Raw genomic sequence first — 20834 nt, forward strand, 5'->3', positions numbered from 1 at the left:
GTTACTAATAGTTATCCAAAATAGAAAACTTTTATATACCTTTGCAATATTAAAATTTCCAAAAATGAAAACAATTACTCAACGAAAAACTATTCGAAAATATTCTAATAGAGAAGTTCCTATTGACTTTTTAAAGCAATTACTCAGCGATGCAATGCATACTCCTACTATGGGAAATCTGCAGCTTTACTCAGTAGTAATTACTCGTGATCCTGAAAAGAAAGCAGCATTAGCACCAGCTCACTTTAATCAGCCCATGATAACAGAAGCACCTGTTGTGCTTACATTTTGTGCCGACTTTAATCGCACTACTCAATGGGCTTTAAACCGCAAAGCTACTCCCGGTTATAATAATTTTCTATCTTTCCTTAATGCCTCAACAGATACTCTTCTATATTGCCAAACTTTTTGTAATCTCGCAGAGGCAAATGGGCTTGGTACTTGTTTCTTAGGAACAACAATATATCAACCAAAACTTATTATAGATATTCTTAAGCTACCTCGTCTTGTGTTTCCTATAGCTACCATAACCCTTGGGTATCCTGATGAAAATCCAAAACAATGCGAACGCTTACCTTTAGAAGGTATAATACATGAGGAAACTTATACAGATTATTCTCCTAAGCGTATTGATCATTTTTATTATGACAAAGAAGAAAAAACTGAAAATAAAAAATTTGTAGAAATCAATCATAAAGAAACACTTGCACAAGTATTTACAGATGTACGATACACTAAATCTGATAATGAATCTTTATCAAAAGATATTATTGATACTTTAAAGCTACAAGATTTTTTAAATATATAAATCGGCTTTAATAAGAAAAAAGAAGGTTATCTTTTAGCCTTCTTTTTCTTTTCTTTATACAACAGGAATAGAATTACTACCTTATATCAATTTATCAAAAGCTGATTATAAACAAACTTGAACAATCGCTTCCTACTGTCAAACTAATCATCTTTTGGAGAAAAAGTCTCCCACGTCTGATCATCAAAAAACACTCTAATTTCTTTAATTTTACGTGCTGGCTTATCAATATATTTAATTTCTTTATGCACATTTTCTAAATTACCTTTTGGCGAAGGTTTTGTATCTTGTTCTGCAAAATTATCTACATCTAAATCATCAAAAGGTAATACAGGATTATTATTATAACAAGACTTATTAGTTTTTCTTGAACCATTAGCATTTAAAAACATTTCACCTTTTCCAAACATTAACCAATCAAGATTAATTTCAGGATATTTACTGTGTATAGCTTCTACAGTATTAAGTGTTGGCTTAGTTCGCCCACTAAAAATGCTACTTAAAGCACCAGGAGATATTCCTATAAAATTAGCAAAGTCTTGCTGAGTCATTTTTTCAAATTCCATAAGTAGTTTTATTCTATCCTTCATAATAAAATCTTTAATAATCTATAAGTAAACCTTTCTTTATATATCATATCTACAAAGATAAATATAAAAAAGAAAACTACAAAATAAAATTCATTTAAATTTAAAAATAAAAACCTATAATAATTCCGTTTATGTTTTAAAACGTAAACACAAAATAAACACTTACCCTTTTATTCACCTTTGTAAATAAAACACCGAAAAGAAGAGTCCCTTTTATTATTTAATTAAACTTTACTATAAAATGATTATCAGTTATTTATACTCTCCTATAAACCTATAAATACTTTTAATTATGCTATATTTATTAAAGAGGCACGCTTAGAACCTTTAGCACATCTTTACTTAAAAGCATTAACAGACTAATATATAAGTAGTTATATTACGACTTCGTGTGTGAAAATGTATGCAGTTTTGATACGTGTATGTTTATTTACGTTTACCTTTCTAAATTTTAAAACATAAATACACTTCAGTAATAGTTTATATTTTTATATTTTATGTCCCGCTATTTCTGTTTTAAAACTAAAACGTATCAAGTTGTAAAGGTTAATAAAAGGAAATACCTATATATGCTTATATAAGTTCGTTACTATATTTTTTATATTACATATTTCTAAAATAAAACTCACAATATTCATCTATGCAAATACTATAAACTTTTAAATGCTATTATAATATAAACACACAATACTATTCACATTTATATATCCACTTCTACTATATAATCTTTAGATGAAAAGTTTATAAAGTTCCTAAACATATAAACTAAAAGATATAAGTTCGCAAACTACTCGTATAAAACTAAAATTTATAGACTTCAGCAAAATAAATTAAGTCTCTATATTAAGCATATAAGTCATATACATAGTAAAAGATAACTTTTAAAATATTAAAGACTACATTTTTATTAATAAAAGATGAGTATTAAAAAACAAAAATAATCTATTTTTGTTTTATTTTTAATCTATTTTTATACTAAAAATAGATTAAAAATGTTTTATGAAGATTTCTTTTTCATGGTAAGTAAATATAGTTTTTAATATAAAACATACATGTTTCTATATATAACAAGTAATGACTATTCTTATTAAAATAAAACATGCACATATATATTAAAGGCTTATTTATCTTTACTTTTTAATACTTTCCTTCTGCCAAAATTTATCCCTACATATATATTTACATTACCAAAGGAATTGTTTGTTGAAAAATTTTCTTTTCTATAATTATAAGTATGAAAAATAGCGCTCATACCAGCATACCATTTACTATTATTATATACTAATCCAAAGCGCCCTATGCCGTCAATATTAATATTCTCTAAATTGAAATTACCAATACTATACTCTTTTTTTAATTCTCCAGAACTTGCTTTATATCCTAAAGCTAAAGACAAAGAAACTGCTAAAAGCCAATTCTTTTTAAACACCCAATTATAAGCATATCCTCCACTTATAGATATATCCTTATATTTTAGCTGCTTAAACATGATTGTACTATCAAGCCTTGCTGTAGGGTAATTATATTGCAAATAATTATGGATTAGCGTATTTAATTCGTCCCAAGATACTGATAATTTATGTATAGTATATCCAAAACCTATAAGAGGACTACCAGCAGAGCGACGTTGTACCGTACTTTGACTAAACGCAGCAGGATAAGAAAAATAGTGATAATTGAATATATAATAAAGATTAATACCATATATGCTAGAAGACAATCCTCCAAAATCTACACCGTGCAAAACATCTGTATTAATATTCTCACCTACATTAAGATGACGAATTTTAAAATTACTACCTGTATTGCGATAATATAAATCTATCCCTATCATAGAGCTGTATAGACTAAGATCGTACTCTTGCTTCTGCACTTTGCTACTGCTAAACAAACTAAAATGACGCACGTCGATAGTATATCCTAAAAACATCCATCTCCACCCAAAATAAGGACCTACCTTTATGCTTGCACTTGGAGAAAGCGAAATACTTTGATTAGAAGAACTACTAATACTATAATGCTCATATGTATTAGTGTTTTGTAACATCACTGTAAAGTTATACCTCTGTGGTTCTATATATGTAGTATCTATCTTATTAAAACCACATACTACTTTTCTCGCCTTATTTATTTGTCGCTGATACCATATAGAAGTAGTATCTACTCGCATCCATTTCACTGTATCTTTATACAAATCAGCACTAACCCCTTTATCTATTTTAATAGCAAAAGAGGATTGTGCAAAAATAAGCAACATAAGGTATGATAACACTATTCGCAAAACAATACCATTAATATTAAAAAAGAATTTATTATAAATCTTTTTATCTTTATCTTTTAAATCTTGCCTAAAACTCTATCCATAACCCAATTTGTGGGAGTAGCACTAACACTATTACACTTACACACACCTATCCCTTGCATATCTTCTATAACAGCTTTTATAATAGGAAGTTGCACATAAGCAGGATTTTCTATTTCTATTTTTTTTATACCTGTACTAGTATGTAAGCGAATAGGATCATATGTATAAATAGAAAAAGCTAATCTACCCTTTTCACCAAATATCTCTACCCTATCTTCGCGAGCACTCTCATGTGCAGCAAAACACCATGCGCCACTTGCTGTAAGCCCATTATCAAAACGAAATACTGCATTTACAGTATCCTCTACTCCTTCATATAAACCTCGCCTATTGGCTGTATATCCATGAGCTTTTACAATAACTCCAAACATATCTTGTAACAAATCGAGCTGGTGAGGAGCAAGATCATAAAAATAACCTCCACCTGATATGTTAGATTGTAAACGCCAAGGCAGCTCTCCTTTTTGTGTATAATCAAGATCGCGTGGTGGTACTGCAAAACGTATCTGAATAGTAAGCACCTTACCTACCGCGCCTTCTCTTATCATCTGTTTTACCTTTTGAAAATAAGGTAAATAACGACGATAATATGCCACAAAACAATCTACTCCAGTCTGCTCAGATATACGATTTATGCGCACACAATCATCATACGAAGATGCCAATGGTTTCTCTATATAGCAAGGCTTACCAGACTGCATAGCCATTATAGCAAATGTGGCATGAGACGAAGGAGGTGTTGCTATATAAATAGCATTAACATCGGGATCCTCTACTAATGCCTGAGCATCGGTATACCATTTCTGTATATTATGTTTTTCTGCATATCGCCGAGCGTTCTGTTCACTTCTGCTAAACACTGCTACTACATGTGAGCCTGCTACTAAATTAAAAGCTGGACCTGATTTCTGCTCAGTTACCTCACCACAACCTATAAAACCCCAATTTATCTGTTTCATCTTTGTACCTTTTTTGCAAATTTACAAAAATATATCAATCTAAAAGTTTCTACACTTTACAAAACTTACAACTTGTTCTATAAATATTTTCATACTAATATATAAGTCAACAGAAACTTTTATATAAAAGAAACACATCAGCCTATCGCTTAAATATTCATGCTTATCATCTCTCCATCTATAATAATCTTTTCTTCTGCAAGCATTTCTTCTATTATATTTAAAGTAGCAACCTCATCATTAAATATTGCTTTTATTTCTGTTATGAGATGCTGTTTCCTATCACTTAGCAAGACCATTATCTTATTTCTTATATTAGATGATTTTATTTTATCTTGTTTATGAACATTAGAAAGGCAAACATCACACTGATTACAATCTGAGGTTTTTGTTTCGCTAAAATAACGAAGTAACTGTCTGCTACGGCAAATACTATCTTCTTCTGCATAAGATATTACAGCTTTGATACGTTTTGTAAACTCTTCTTTCCTAATATCATATACCTGTTCTGACAACTCTATATCATCTCCATCTATTCTATCATATAAATAAGTAACAAGTGGCACTTTATGACGTGGTATGAAACTTATAATGCGCTTTTTACTTAAATCAATTAAAGCCATATAGGTTTTGTTCACATCTAATCCTGCTTGCTGAGCAATCCAACTTTCATCAATGAATCCATAGTCAGAAAATAATCCTCCATAAGACCGTAAAAGTGCTGTAACTACACTGTTTTCATTTTTAGAAAGTGAATCTAACCGATATAAATCATCACGGTTAAGAAGGAAATGAACACGTGCTATATTATTTGGATTAGGTTCATACTTAATATAACCAGCACGATGAATTATCTGTAATGCTGAATTTACACGTGTGGGGAAATGCTTAAAATTGAAACTAAACTTATCTATAGGAAATTCAAAAGTATACCCTTTGCCACTTCCTATACCAACCTGAAAGAAATAAGACAAATGATCATACACTTGCCTAATATACTCTTTAGGTGGAAAAGTTTCTTCTATCCTATTAGTAAGTTTTGCTCTATCATGACCATTATAAAGCAGCACTGCATAAGATTTTTTCCCATCTCTACCGGCTCTACCTGCTTCTTGGAAATAAGCTTCTATCGAACTTGGACAATCAATATGAATCACTACCCTTACATCTGGTTTATCTATACCCATTCCGAAAGCATTTGTAGCAACAATTACACGTGTTTTATCGGCTTGCCATTCTTTCTGACGCTGATCTTTAACAGTATTTTCTAACCCTGCATGATACCATGTTGCTGATATACCGCTCTTAACAAGTAGCTCTGCAGCTTCTTTTGTACGCTTTCTGTTCCTACAATAAACAATAGCAGCTTTAGGTATAGCTTTTAATATATGTATCATTTCAGAGTATTTATCATCTGTCCTACGCACAATATATGCCAGGTTTTTACGCTCAAAACTCATTCTAAACACATTCCTTTTTGCAAAAAGAAGTTGGTCTTGAATATCATCTATAACCTCTGAAGTAGCAGTTGCTGTAAGAGCAAGTATAGGAATGTTAGGGAGTTGCCTCCTTATATCTGCAATAGCAAGATAAGAAGGACGAAAATCATATCCCCACTGACTAATACAATGGGCTTCGTCTACTGTAATAAAACTAACATTAATGCGTTTTAACTTTGTCTGAAAAATATCAGAGCAAATACGTTCAGGGGATATATAGAGCAATTTTACACCGCCAAAGATACAATTTTCTAAGGTCGAAACAATTTCATTTCTACTCATACCAGAATATATAGCAGCAGCTTGTATACCTTTTTGCTTTAGGTGATCTACCTGATCTTTCATTAAAGCTATAAGTGGTGTAATAACAATACATACACCATCTTTTGCTAAAGCAGGCACTTGAAAAGTTATAGACTTTCCTCCTCCAGTAGGCATCAAGCCTAATGTATCCCTACCTTCACCTATACTTTCTATAATATCCTGTTGTATGCCACGAAAATCGTCATACCCCCAATACTTTTTTAGAATATCTTTATAGCTCATGGGTATTTTGTTTAAAAAATAACAAAGAGAAAAGATTTATTATTCGTTTTCTGTTTGCCGGATATCTTCTATTTGCAATTGCACCAAATTATGTTTAAAAATATTATCCTCTATAGTAAACGCTATGTCGAAAGAACGCTTTGACTTTATATACCTTGCAGCTGCACTTTGTCCAAAAGCAATACCATTCATAACATTATTCGATTTAGAATCTACAAGCTCCAGCTTTATATGTTCCTGCTCTCTACCAACTACCTTGCTTGTACCAAAATCATACACTTTTTCTGTAGAAAAGATAGGTTTAGAATTATTAGGTCCAAAAGGAGAAAAACGTTTTAAATCATTATGCATTTTCTTTGTAATATCTTTAAAATCAATTATTGCATCTACATTTAAAATAGGTTCTTGCTGGTGAGGCTGAATATGTTTTTCCACAAAAAGCTGAAGACGTTTACGAAATTCTTTTACTTTAGACCATTTTAAAGTTACCCCTGCTGCATAAGTATGACCTCCAAAGTTAATTAATAAATCACGACAGCTCTTTATAGCTTCATAAATATCAAATCCTGCAACACTACGTGCAGACCCAGTCGCATATTCTCCATCTTTAGTGAGAACTATCGTAGGACGGAAATAAATTTCTGTTAGTCGTGAGGCAACAATACCAACAATACCTTTTTTCCAATGCTCATCATATAAGAAAATGCTTGATTGGTGTTTTTGATTTTCTAATCGTTCCACTATTTTATTAGCTTCTTCGGTCATTTGCCTATCTACACCTTTCCGTTGTTCGTTATATTCATCTATATGTTTAGCTGCCTTTACCGCTTCTGCAAAGTCGCGTTCTACTAATAAATCTACACTCTCTTTACCTGTTTCCATGCGCCCACTGGCATTTATACGAGGACCTATCTTAAAAATAATATCGCTCATCTCAAGTTCACGACCTGACAATCCACAAGTATCAATAATAGCTTTAAGCCCTAAACTGGGATTTTTATTTAACTGCCTCAACCCATGATATGCTAATATTCTATTTTCATCTATTACAGGTACCAAATCGGATGCTATACTTACTGCACAGAAATCGAGTAATGGAACAAGTCTTGAAAAAGGAATATTATTGTTTTTAGCAAAAGCTTGCATAAATTTAAAACCAACACCACACCCACAAAGATGTTTAAAAGGATAAGTATCATCTTTACGCTTAGGATTAAGAATAGCAACAGCAGGAGGCATTTTCTCATCAGGAACATGATGATCGCAAATAATAAAATCAATACCTAATTCTTTTGCATAAGCAATCTCTTCTAAAGCCTTAATACCACAATCTAATATAATTATTAGTTTAACCCCAGTTTCTTTAGCAAAAGAAATGCCTTTTTTACTTACACCATAACCTTCATTATAGCGGTTAGGTATGTAGTAATCGATATTGGAATAGTATTGACGTAAAAATTTATAGACTAAAGCTACAGAAGTACACCCATCTACATCATAATCTCCATAGACAAGAATACGCTCTTTATGTCCCATAGCATCATTTAATCTATCTACAGCTAAATCCATATCTTTCATTAAGAAAGGATTTATTAGGTCAGACAACTGAGGATGAAAGAAACGTTTAGCTGCACTTTCTGTAGTAATACCACGTCTAATAAGAATAAGGGAAAGAACAGGACTCATACTTAGCTTCTCTCCTAATTCCTTTGCAGCAATCTCTTCTTGCTGCGTTGGGGGAATATATTTCCATTTAAAGTGCATCTTTATTATTTTTTAAGGTGTAAAGTTACAAAAAAAAGCGTAAATCAATTAAGATTTACGCTTTTTATATCTTCTATTATTACAATATTTATATTCCTAACTTTTTACGAATATCTTTTGGTACAGCATTTTTATTAACCATAAAATCCATTGTATTTGCTGCAATGAAATTTTTTGTCATATACCAAATACCATTATAAGTTCCTGTTTTTCCCCAAGAATTTTTAACCATATAATACTCTTTACCATTTTGGTCTTTAGCTATACCAAATATAACCATGCCGTGATCATCTGTTAGTTCCCAACCATCAAAACGTGCTTGTCGCTGCTCTTGAGTAGCTTTTATCTCTGGAACATTCACACCAAGAGAATCTATTATATTCTTCTTCTTAGCTACAGAAAGACCTAACCAATGAGCCATATCACTACCTTTATTACTTTCTATTTTCTTACCATCAACCATATAAGCCAAGCCTGTACGTGTGAAACCTATTTCACTAACATCACCACCCCATGCTATAGTATAACCTTTCATGATAGCATTATCAATAATCTTCATAAGCTCATCTAAAGGTAAGTTCCAAGAGCCTGGTTGACGCCAGTTGTCTTGCACTTCAACAGGAAAAGTAGTATAGAATGGATGATGAGTATATGATGTAAATGTTTCATAATCATTCCAGTTTAGCCCTAAACTCTCAGCAAAAGTCTTTGGAGTATAACTTTTCCCTTTATAAGTAAAACTATCTGGACATTTACCTAAATAAGCATCTAAAATAGCCTGCAAACCTTGCTTCCATTGATTAGATATTTTAGGAGCTTTACTCTTAGCTACAGCATTAACGTATGGCTCCATAACAGAAAAGAATTCATTAAAATTAAAAAGAGAATCACCTGTTAACGAACCTGGGAAAGGCATTGCATCTTGTGGACAAATACCATAATTCTTAAGAACATAAAGAACATCATAAGCCGAACCTCCTTGTGAGAATTGAGCATCACCATGCATACGAACTACAGTTTTGGCACGATCCATATAGTTTTTATTAGCAACAAAACTTTCACATAAATCGTAAGTTTTACCCGTCTTCCTTAAAATTTCAGCTTCAAAGAAACTTAATGTAGAATAATCCCAACAAGTTCCAGAGCGGTGTTGGTCTTTAATACTTGTAATCGGATTTTCCTTTACTACTGTAAATACAGGCTTATTAGCCTTTGCTTTTTCTGTTTGATTAGTAGCAGCACATACTGAAGTCGTTATGAGAGTAGCTACTGTTAATGTAATAATTTTATTCATAATCTTATATTATTCCTATTTTTAATTAATTGATAATTTTATATTAAAATGATATTCTTTACTCTTTCTTTTTGTATCTAATAAGTTTACTCCTTATTAGAAGCCATATATTCCTCTATATCTTTAGGCTTATAAGGTATTATGTTTTTACCTATAAATCGACAACCTGTTTGAGTTATTAAAATATCATCTTCTATTCTAATCCCTCCAAAATCTTTATACATACTAATTTTATCAAAATTCAGAAAATCTGCACAATGCTTATTTATTTTCCAATTATCTATAAGGTCTGGAATAAAATAAATACCAGGCTCATCGGTTACTACAAATCCTTCTTCTAAACGACGACCCATGCGTAAAGCATTAGTTCCAAATTGCTCTAAATTTGGTCTTGTTTCTTCATCAAAGCCTACATTTATTTGGTCAAGAGCCTCCATATCATGAACATCCATACCCATCATATGCCCCAACCCGTGAGGTAAAAATAAGGCATGAGCACCAGCAGCAACAGCTTCATCAGTATTACCTTTTGCTAATCCTAATTCTTTCATTCTATCAAAAATGATATGGCATACAGCAAAGTGAACATCTTTATATTTTACACCTGGCTTAGCTATGTTTAATACAGAATCATGACACTCCTCTACTATTTTATAAATATCTAATTGTCTTTGTGTAAACTTTCCATTAACAGGAAATGTTCGAGTGTTATCTGAACAATAATGTTCCATAGTTTCACCACCACAGTCGCATAAAACAAGCCTACCATCTTCTAAAACATTCATTGATGGATTACCATGCATAATCTCTCCATGTTGTGTAAAAATAGTAGGAAATGATACCATCGAACCTAAAGAATTAGCTACACCATCTACATGACCTGCAACAAACTTTTCCGTAAGACCAGCCTTTGTAAGACGCATTGCTGTAGTATGCATATTATATCCTATAATAGCGGCACGTTCCAATTCTGCTATCTCTTCATTACTTTTTACAGAACGCATTTTTACAACAGCCTTTATAAGATCTAAACTTGAAGCTTCTTTTTGCTTAGTAGGATGGATACCCAAAAGATCAAAAATTTGAATCTTAATATCTGCTCGATAAGGAGGTAAGAAATGTATCTTACGATGTAAACGTACGGCATCACGACAAATAGAATCCAACTCTTTCATCGATGCTGTAGAAGCGACACCAACGGCTTCTGCCATATCCTTTACAGAATTAACACTACCAAACCAAACTATATCTTCTATTTCTATATCATTACCTATTAACAATTCCTTATTATTGTCAATATCAATAACACCTACTAATCCTTCTCTTTTCTGTCCAAAATAATATAGAAACGAAGAATCTTGACGAAATGGATAATATCCATTAGCAGGAAAATTTACAGGCGATTCATTATTCCCGAATAAGATAATGATACCACTCTTAACAAGCTTTTTTAGCTCATTACGTCTATTTATATAAGTATCTTTGCTAAACATATATTAACTTTATGGAATATTGATTATGCTGCAAAGATAAGTAATTTCATTTTAATTATGTAACTTTGCTATTAGATTTTTATAAACTTTATGCAAATAAATAATAATACAGGACTCGTCCTTGAGGGTGGTGGAATGAGAGGTGTTTTTACATCTGGAGTTTTAGATGCATTTATGATGCATGATCTTTGGTTTCACTATGTTGTAGCTGTATCAGCAGGTGCTTGTAACGGAGTTTCATATATTAGCAGGCAACCATGTCGTTCAAGGATATCAAACATTGAGTTGCTAACAAAATACAATTACATAGGATTACGCCATTTGATAACTCAAGGTTGTATTTTTGATACAAAATTATTATATGAGAAATTTCCTTTCGAGCTTATACCTTTCGACTATACTGAATATTTTTACAATATCAATCATGGATTTTCATTTGAATTTGTTACAACAAACTGCATATCTGGTAAAGCAGAATACTTAACTGAAACAGATGGAAATATAAAACGCCTTAACAAATTGGCACAAGCTTCATCAAGTTTGCCATTTGTAAGTAAAATAATTTATGTAGATGGTGTTCCTATGTTAGATGGTGGTATTATAGACTCTATCCCTATTAAACGCTCTATCAGTAAAGGGCATGACACAAATGTTGTTATATGTACACGCAATAAAGGATGGCGAGCTACTGGCCACGATATAAAAATTCCAAATTTTATATATAGAAATTATCCACACTTACGTGAAGCATTAAGTCAGCGAATAAAAGTCTATAATGAACAATTAGAGTTAGTAGAACAATTAGAAGATTCTGGCAAAATTATTGTTATTCGTCCTCAAAAACCAGTTGAAGTAGGACGAATAGAAAAGAATACTATAAAACTCGAAACATTATATAATGAAGGTGTGAAATTAGGCGAGAACTTTATTAAGAAATATATAATAAAATAATAAAAATATGCTTTACTCAGATATTTATAAGATTTCTATTTTATGTTTACTATAGTTATATAAATTCACCTTAACTATAATCAAATTAATTTACCATAAAACAAAACTTTCAAGATAGAGATATTATATTTACCTTATACTATAGTTACGAAACTAACCTTTAGTGTTTTATATCTTCACTACATTATTCTTTTTTATATTATGTGATATTATCATTTCTTGTGGCAATGCATTTTGAATAGTAGATATAAGAAACTGAAGTAATGTATTACGTACAAAACTTTTACCTGTCATCATAATTATCTCACGTGAAGGTATAGGATGAGCAAAAGGACGGACTAATTTACTTTGTTCTTCTGTAAGTTGTGAAATAGCCAATTCGGGAATAAATGTAACTCCTTTCCCACTTTCTACAATACGCATAAAAGTCTCAATACTCCCTAAATTATATGCTCTTTTACTATTAGCAGCCGATTTTAATGAACAGAATTTCATCAACTGATCTCTAAAACAATGCCCTTCATCTAATAACCAAAGGTATTCACCTCTTAAATCTACCGTACGTATAGCTTTTTTATCAAATAATTCATCATTTTTAGAAACATATACATAGAATTTTTCATTATAAAGATGCGCTGTTTCAAAATCACCTAACCCTTCTATATTAGCTAAAATTCCAGCATCAATATCACCATGAGTTATAGCTTGTCGCATATCATCTGTTTTCAATTCAGTTACACGAATATCCATATTAGGATAATCATTCATTAATTGTGGAAGAAAGCGTGGAATAAGGTATGGTGCTATGGTAGGCAAAACAGCAAGATAAAAAGTACCATTTAAAGATAACTTTTCTTCTTCTACTTTCTCCTTTAAACGTTTCACACGTACCAACACGCTCCACGCATGCTCTATAATAATCAATCCTATCGGTGTAGGTAAAATGGGTTGTCTACGTCTATCAAAAATCTTCACACTAAGTTCTTCTTCTAACTTTTGTATCATAGAGCTAAGTGTAGGTTGTGTTACCTTACAATGTTCAGCAGCCCGTGCAAAATGTTTATGACGGTACACAGCCATTACATATTCTAATTGTTGTAGTGTCATTAGCTAAATCCTCCTTTATATTTCTTCATACAAAGTTACCTATTTTAATTCATAATATATCAAAATAAAAAAAATAAATTAATAAGTTTCATATATAAAGCTGAATATTAACAAGTTAGTTATCATTATAGATTTAATCTATCACATCATAAATATTTTCTGTTGTTTGTGTGTTATAATATACATACCTTTGCAATAAGAAAATTAAAATCATAATAAAACGATTATAGATATGCAAACAATTATTAACACACAAATGCCAGAATTTAAGGTTCAGGCTTTTCAAAACGGTGAATTTAAAACAGTTTCTAATGAAGATGTAAAAGGTAAATGGGCTGTATTTTTCTTTTATCCTGCCGATTTTACTTTTGTTTGTCCAACAGAATTAGTCGATCTTTCACATAAATATGAGGAACTTCAGAAAATGGGAGTAGAAGTGTTTTCTGTAAGTTGCGATACACATTTCGTACATAAAGCTTGGTTTGACACCTCTGATAGTATAAAACAAATTAAATACACTATGCTTGCTGATCCATTGGCAGTATTAGCAAAAGGTTTTGGTGTGTTTAAAGAAGATGAAGGCGTAGCTTACCGTGGAACTTTTGTCGTAGATCCAGAAGGCCTTGTTAAACTAATGGAAATACAAGATAACAGTGTAGGACGTAATGCTGACGAGTTAGTTCGTAAGATTAAAGCTGCACAATTCGTAGCTTCTCATCCTGGTGAAGTTTGCCCTGCTAAATGGAACGAAGGATCAGAAACATTAAAACCAAGCATAGATTTAGTAGGTAAAATATAATAATATTTTCCAATACAAATATATTATATAAATAGGTGGGAGTCTTATGCAAAGCATTTTTACAACCAATTAAAATGTTTGTATAAGGCTCTTTTCTTATTTTATAAACAAACCAATTAAACAATATATACTTAAAAGAAAAAATGTTAGATAAAAATATAATAGAACAAGTAAAAGATATTTTTGCTTCCTTAAAATCAAAAATTACATTTAAAGTTACAACAGATGCTAACGATGTTAAAAAACAAGAATTAAACGATTTCTTAAATGACATTGCTTCTACTTCCGAAAAGCTATCTGTTGAATATATTGAACAAACTGGAGCTAAACTTCATTTTACACTATATAAAAATGATAAAGCCACAGGAATTACTTTTCGTGGAATTCCTAATGGGCATGAATTTACCTCTTTACTCCTAGCTATATTAAACACAGATGGACAAGGTAAAAACTTCCCAGATGAAACAATACAACGTAGAATAAAGTCTTTAAAAGGAAAATTAAAAATCAAGACTTATGTTTCTTTAACCTGTACTAATTGCCCTGAAGTAGTACAAGCTCTAAACCTTATGAGTCTAATTAATCCTAATATCTCACATGAAATGATAGATGGTGGCTTATTTCAACAAGAAATTACGGATTATAATATACAGGGGGTACCTGCAGTATATATAAATGATGAAACTCTTCATATAGGTAGAGGAGATCTCGGAATATTACTTGAAGAGCTTGAGGATAAAGTTGGTACTCAAGATGATGAAAATATAAAACCTATAGAGAGAATATATGATACAATTGTTATTGGTGGTGGTCCTGCAGGAGCTTCAGCAGCAATATATACAGCTCGCAAAGGATTAAAAGTGGCAGTAGTAGCTGAACGTATTGGTGGACAAGTAAATGATACTACCAGTATACAGAACTTAATTTCTGTACCTGAAACAAACGGAATTAAACTTGCTAACGACTTAAAAACACATCTTACAACTTATGATGTTGATATATTTGAGCATCGTAAACTTACAAGTATTAATCTAAAAGATATACAAAAACAAATAGTTGTAAAAGGTGGCGAAGTTTTCAAAGCTCCTGTAGTAATTATTGCAACTGGTGCTGCTTGGCGTAAGTTAGGAGTTGAGGGTGAAGCTAAATATATTGGACATGGCGTACACTTTTGCCAACATTGCGATGGACCTTTCTATAAAGGAAAGAATGTAGCTGTTATAGGTGGAGGTAACTCAGGTTTAGAAGCTGCCATTGACCTTGCTGGTATATGCAAACATGTAACAGTTTTCGAATTTGGTGAAACCCTTAGAGCTGATAACGTATTACAGGAAAAAGCACATAAAATGCAAAATATAGATATTTACACTAATTCGCAAACTACTAATGTTATAGGTAACGATACAAAGCTAACGGCTTTAAGAGTAAAAGATCGTATTACTGATAAAGAGAAAGAATATCCATTCGATGGAGTATTTGTTCAAATAGGACTTGCTGCCAACTCTGACCCTTTTAAAGGAGAATTGCCACTTACACCCAAACATGAAATTAAGGTAGATGAATATTGTCGTACATCTATACCTGGAGTTTATGCCGCAGGAGATGTTACTAATGTACCTTACAAACAAATTATCATAGCAATGGGAGAAGGTGCTAAGGCCGCCCTATCAGCTTTCGAAGATCGTTTACGTGGAATAATAGGATAAATAAAATATTTTTACGTATAATTTTATATTTATAATTATATAGTAAGTTTTTTATAAGAGTCCACATAAGTGCAGATTAATCAGAATATTTTTGTTTCATTTAGTACAAACATTATTCTTTTGAGCAAATATAATAAAACTGCTAAAGGCGGACACTCACAATATATTTTTGAAAGTAATAAATGGTAGACAAGATTTTCATAGTCTACCATTTGTTTATTATGTTTAATCAATAATACTTTTTAAGTTTTACATATTTAAAAACAGTCTAAATAACAACACAGTTGTTTCATATCTATCAAAGTATGCGTATTATATTTGTATATCAAGTACTTCAGAGGATTTTGATAAAATGTTTCACCATATATATAGAAAATGTATAATAACTAAAAAATATATTGTCTTTCAGATATTTAGATATATATAAAAAAGAAGACTTCTTCATAGTCTTTTAAAATAGCTAATACTCGTAAATATAGCAAGTTACTATAATAATTGATACGAGTAATTTTATAAATAGTTTTTCCTTTGTTTTTTTTCGTTATCTTTGCAATATCTTATTATAGTAAAGTTTTACCCTTTCACTATATAAGAAGAATTTAGATAAATAGCGAATAACTAATGAGTGTAAGTCCAAAATCTCTTTGGGAACAATGTCTCTGTCTTATATCAGAGAATGTATCTGAACAACAATATAACACTTGGTTTAAGCCCTTGGTATTTAAATCATATCAGCCAGCTACCAAATGTTTATTATTGCTTGTTCCTAGTATGTTTGTATATGAATATTTGGAAGAGCACTTCATTGACCTTCTAAAAAAGGTTCTTACTCGTGTCTTTGGAGAGCGAGTAATGCTTACTTATAGTGTTATTACTGATAAAGATCATCACCTAACACAAGAGCTCCAAACAGAAGGTGTTGAGCAAATAGATTCAAAAAGAACTACAGATAGAGGGAATCAATCGCCTACTATTATAGATAGCGTATTACCTGATATTGATTCTCAACTTGATTCTCATAAATCTTTTAATAATTACGTAGAGGGAGATAGCAATAAAATGCCTCTAACTATAGGCTTAGCTATTGCTGAACATCCTAACAAAAATCAGTTTAATCCTCTTTTTGTTTATGGTCCTTCTGGTTGCGGTAAGACTCATTTAATAAATGCTATAGGATTAAAGATTAAAAAGCTTTATCCTCAGAAACGAGTTTTATATGTTTCTGCGCGATTATTCCAAGTACAGTATACGAATTCTGTTCGAACTAATACTACTAATGATTTTATCCATTTTTATCAGACTATTGATATTTTACTTGTAGATGATATTCAAGAATGGATGACAGCTACTAAGACACAAGATACTTTCTTTCATATATTTAATCATCTTTCTAGGAATGGGAAACGAATAATTTTAGCTTCAGATCGCCCTCCTGTAGATTTAAGAGGTATGAATGATCGATTATTGACACGATTTAAGGCAGGGCTAATTACAGAGCTTGAGAAGCCTAATATCCAGCTATGCATAGATATTCTACATAATAAAATAAAACGTGATGGCTTAATTATTCCTGAAGATGTAATTCAATTCATTGCTCAAACAGCTAATGGTAGTGTCCGTGATTTGCAAGGTGTTATTAACTCTTTATTAGCTTATAGCGTTGTTTATAATAGTGCAGTGGATATGAATTTAGCAGAAAGAGTTATAAAAAGAGCTGTCAAAATAGATAATGAGCCTTTGACTATAGATGATATTTTAGAAAAGGTTTGCGAGCATTTTAATGTTACTCAAGCTGCAGTAAACTCAAGGTCACGCAAAAAAGATATAGTGATAGCTAGGCAAGTAACAATGTATATGGCGCAGAAATACACGAAGATGCCTGCTTGTCGCATAGGAAAGCTTGTAGGAGGTAGAGATCATAGCACAGTTATACATAGTTGTACTAAGATAGAAGATCGCTTACAAATTGACAAAAGCTTTACAGCAGAATTGGCTGCAATTGAAAATTCATTCAAACTTAAATAAAAACGTGTTATCTTCTCTACTTTGAAAGAGAAGATAACACAACTATTACCACTTCATACTTAAAATCCTTATTATATCGTTTTACATTGTTTCATAAATATAATAAGTGGCTTCTTATCTATTTTCCTTATGGTACAGCTTCTTTCTACCTTTTCCAGAATAAGAATTATTTTATTCGTATAAAAGATAATAGCAATAATATTTTATAGGCTTCATTTGCATACTTTTTTCAAATATAAGACTATAACTATAGATTTAATTTTATGAGATATATTTTTTTGTTTTTATTCAAAAATCTTATAATACGGATTTTTTATATAAATTTGTAATTCTCAAAAATATTTTTTGAAAAATAGTTGTAACGTATAGATGAAAGAAGTATTTAAAAATTCATTAATATTAGTCGTATTTTTGTTCTTTACTATAACTTGTAAAGGGCAAGATTTGCGTTGTCATGTTATAGATGCTCAAACTGGTGAAAATATAAGTTTTGCTAATGCAATATATCCTAACACACAATTAAGAGCTTATAGCGACTCATTAGGCTTTTTTATAATAAAAAAAGAAGTTGGAAAAAACCTAATAGTTGCAAAGATTGGCTATAAACCGCGTCGCATAAAGATTACCTCAAGTATAGAAGGTGAATTAACTATCAAACTGATTAACGAGGCAAAAAGATTGGAAGGTATTATTGTCAAAGGAAAGAAAAGACATAAATACAGTAGGAAAAATAATCCTGCAGTAGAACTTATGCGACGTGTTATTGCTGCCAAAAAACGTACAAACCTAAACAATCACGACTATTACCAATACAAGAAATACCAGAAGCTAACAATGGGCATAAATAATATTACTCCTGAAGAGATAGAGACTGATATGTTTAAAAAGCATCCATTCTTAATAAAACAAGTGGAAGTATGTCCATATAATAATCAATTAATACTTCCTCTATCAGTAGATGAAACACTTATAAAACATCTATATAGAAAAAGTCCTAAAACAGAGAGGGATATTATCGAAGCAGAAGATACACGGGGTATGTCTAAACTGTTACAAACAGGTGGCACTTTTAATATTATGGCAAAAGAGTTTCTTAAAGATATAGATATTTATGATGATAAGATAGAGTTACTACAAAAGCGATTTCCTTCCCCTATAGGTAGTACAGCTATATCTTTTTATCATTTTTATATAGATGATACTACTTATGTTGACCAAGATAAATGTATACGTTTACAATTTATGCCTGCTAATCAGTTAGATTTTGGATTTAGAGGAGAGCTGTATGTCTTGGCTGATAGCACATTACATGTTCGTAAATGTGTAATGCAATTACCTGCAAACACTGGTGTAAACTTTATACAATCAATGAGGTTTGAGCAAGAATTTAACAAACTACCTAATAACGAATGGGTAATGACCAATGATAATCTTATAGCAGAATTGCGTTTAACAAAATTATTAGAGCGCGCCATTGCCATTCGTACTACAAAATTATATGATTATAGTTTTGACTCAATATCTGAGGAATCTTTTAGAGGAAAGACTAATATAATATATGAATATAATGCTAAAAAGCGTAGTAAAAAATATTGGGACGAACATCGCAAGATAAAGCTATCAAAAGGAGAAGCAAATATTAATAATTTTGTAGACAATATTACAAAAGCTAAAGGTTTTAATTGGATTATACTTGCTGCAAAAATACTAATAGAAAACTTTATAGAAACAGGTTCACAAAAACATCCTTCAAAGATTGATATAGGACCTATTAACACTATCATCTCTAAAAATTTTGTAGATGGTTATCGCTTACGTGCTTCTGCACATACTACGGCAAACTTTAATCCTCACTGGTTCTTTGAAGGTTATTATGCTTATGGCACAAAAATTAATAAACATTATTATGATGCTAAAATTATATATTCCTTTAATAAACCAGAGTATTTGCCTATAGAGTTTCCTGTTCGAACACTTACTTTAGAAACAAATAACGATATTGAATCTCCTTCTGATAAATTTATTATTCATAATAAAGATAATTTCTTTATGACTTTTCGTCCTGTCAAGGTTGAAAAAATGTACTTTTTCAATCGCCAAAAAATAAATTTTCAATGGGAAACTGATTATGGACTAAAAACACATATAGAGGCTTGCACTGAAAGTAATACTCCTACAGGGACATTAGTATTCCAGCATATGAATGGCTCTATAATTGATAAAATTAGACGTACAGAATTTACTTTATCTTTTAGCTATCGTCCTGGTCAGAATTATATTAATACTAAACAACACCGTTTTGAGGTTAATCGTGATGCTTTACAAATCACATTAAAACATACTTTGGGATGTAAAGGTTTTTTAGGTAGTAACTTTTCTTCTAACTTAACAGAAATAACCGCTTACAAGCGTATATGGCTGGGTAGTTGGGGAAATATAGACTCGAAACTTATAGCTGGTGCTCAATGGAACAAAGTACCTTTCCCTCTATTAATTATGCCGCCTATAAATACATCATATTTCGAGAATGCACAAACTTTCTCTATGATGAATAACATGGAATTCTTAAATGACCGTTATGCTATGATTTCTATTGCATGGCGCATTCAAGGAAAAATATTCAACCGCATTCCACTTATTAAAAAACTAAAGTGGCGAGAATATATAGCTTTTAAAAGTATGTGGGGAGATCTTACACATAAAAATAACCCGCTCTTATCTAATAATATTAATGATCCTATCCTCTATAAATTTCCTGAAGAGACATATACCATGACTAATACACCTTACATGGAATTAGTTGTAGGAGTTTATAATATATTTAAGTGTTTGCAAATAAATTATGTTCGTCGCCTAACCTATACAGGAAGGAATGGCATTAACAAAAATGGTATTCGCTTCGGGTTCAACTTATCTTTCTAATGGATA

General features: G+C 31.2%; 14 protein-coding genes. 6 read left to right on the plus strand and 8 right to left on the minus strand.

From position 1 onward, the window contains the following. Positions 1–64: 64 nt before the first annotated feature. On the plus strand, positions 65–808 hold the full coding sequence (locus tag HMPREF9018_RS07185; RefSeq protein ID WP_008449893.1) for a nitroreductase family protein: 744 nt from the start codon (positions 65–67) through the stop codon (positions 806–808). Between the two features lie 143 nt (positions 809–951). On the opposite strand, the gene HMPREF9018_RS07190 is transcribed toward HMPREF9018_RS07185, so the two are convergent. The 7 genes from HMPREF9018_RS07190 to HMPREF9018_RS07220 form a co-directional block, all read right to left on the minus strand. Next, positions 952–1398: a helix-turn-helix domain-containing protein gene (locus tag HMPREF9018_RS07190; RefSeq protein WP_008449952.1), complete on the minus strand. Its 447-nt coding sequence runs from the start codon at positions 1396–1398 to the stop codon at positions 952–954. Between the two features lie 1120 nt (positions 1399–2518). Further along, positions 2519–3655: a DUF4421 domain-containing protein gene (locus tag HMPREF9018_RS07195; protein WP_008449891.1), complete on the minus strand. Its 1137-nt coding sequence runs from the start codon at positions 3653–3655 to the stop codon at positions 2519–2521. 80 nt (positions 3656–3735) lie between these two features. After that, positions 3736–4722: a Gfo/Idh/MocA family protein gene (locus HMPREF9018_RS07200; protein ID WP_008449948.1), complete on the minus strand. Its 987-nt coding sequence runs from the start codon at positions 4720–4722 to the stop codon at positions 3736–3738. 149 nt (positions 4723–4871) lie between these two features. Then, positions 4872–6767: a RecQ family ATP-dependent DNA helicase gene (locus HMPREF9018_RS07205; RefSeq protein ID WP_008449935.1), complete on the minus strand. Its 1896-nt coding sequence runs from the start codon at positions 6765–6767 to the stop codon at positions 4872–4874. Positions 6768–6806: 39 nt separating this feature from the next. Continuing rightward, the gene (gene recJ / locus HMPREF9018_RS07210; protein ID WP_008449876.1) at positions 6807–8531 is read right to left on the minus strand and encodes a single-stranded-DNA-specific exonuclease RecJ; all 1725 of its coding nucleotides are present in this window, start codon (positions 8529–8531) and stop codon (positions 6807–6809) included. Positions 8532–8619: 88 nt separating this feature from the next. Continuing rightward, entirely contained in the window at positions 8620–9825 is a 1206-nt protein-coding gene (locus HMPREF9018_RS07215) for a C1 family peptidase (protein ID WP_008449907.1), read from the minus strand. Positions 9826–9911: 86 nt separating this feature from the next. Next, positions 9912–11318, minus strand: coding sequence for an aminopeptidase P family protein (locus HMPREF9018_RS07220; protein WP_008449941.1), 1407 nt, complete (start codon positions 11316–11318; stop codon positions 9912–9914). A gap of 90 nt (positions 11319–11408) precedes the next feature. On the opposite strand from HMPREF9018_RS07220, the gene HMPREF9018_RS07225 reads away from it, so the two are divergent. Then, positions 11409–12269 carry a patatin-like phospholipase family protein gene (locus tag HMPREF9018_RS07225; RefSeq protein WP_008449918.1) on the plus strand — a complete coding sequence of 287 codons (861 nt, stop codon included), beginning with the start codon at positions 11409–11411 and terminating at the stop codon, positions 12267–12269. Between the two features lie 168 nt (positions 12270–12437). Here the strand turns inward: HMPREF9018_RS07225 and HMPREF9018_RS07230 are convergent, their stop codons facing one another. Next, on the minus strand, positions 12438–13376 hold the full coding sequence (locus HMPREF9018_RS07230) for a hydrogen peroxide-inducible genes activator (RefSeq protein ID WP_008449911.1): 939 nt from the start codon (positions 13374–13376) through the stop codon (positions 12438–12440). A gap of 232 nt (positions 13377–13608) precedes the next feature. On the opposite strand from HMPREF9018_RS07230, the gene ahpC reads away from it, so the two are divergent. The 4 genes from ahpC to HMPREF9018_RS07250 all read left to right on the plus strand — a co-directional run bounded on the left by ahpC (position 13609) and on the right by HMPREF9018_RS07250 (position 20828). Continuing rightward, positions 13609–14175 (plus strand): alkyl hydroperoxide reductase subunit C, encoded by a 567-nt coding sequence (gene ahpC / locus HMPREF9018_RS07235; RefSeq protein ID WP_008449895.1) that lies wholly within the window; start codon positions 13609–13611, stop codon positions 14173–14175. Positions 14176–14318: 143 nt separating this feature from the next. Further along, the gene (gene ahpF, locus HMPREF9018_RS07240; protein WP_008449936.1) at positions 14319–15881 is read left to right on the plus strand and encodes an alkyl hydroperoxide reductase subunit F; all 1563 of its coding nucleotides are present in this window, start codon (positions 14319–14321) and stop codon (positions 15879–15881) included. A 621-nt stretch (positions 15882–16502) separates the two neighbouring features. After that, positions 16503–17906: a chromosomal replication initiator protein DnaA gene (gene dnaA, locus HMPREF9018_RS07245; protein WP_008449882.1), complete on the plus strand. Its 1404-nt coding sequence runs from the start codon at positions 16503–16505 to the stop codon at positions 17904–17906. Positions 17907–18275: 369 nt separating this feature from the next. Then, positions 18276–20828, plus strand: coding sequence for a DUF5686 family protein (locus HMPREF9018_RS07250; RefSeq protein ID WP_008449915.1), 2553 nt, complete (start codon positions 18276–18278; stop codon positions 20826–20828). The last annotated feature ends 6 nt before the right edge of the window (positions 20829–20834 follow it).

Source organism: Prevotella amnii CRIS 21A-A (assembly GCF_000177355.1).
Taxonomy (GTDB): domain Bacteria; phylum Bacteroidota; class Bacteroidia; order Bacteroidales; family Bacteroidaceae; genus Prevotella; species Prevotella amnii.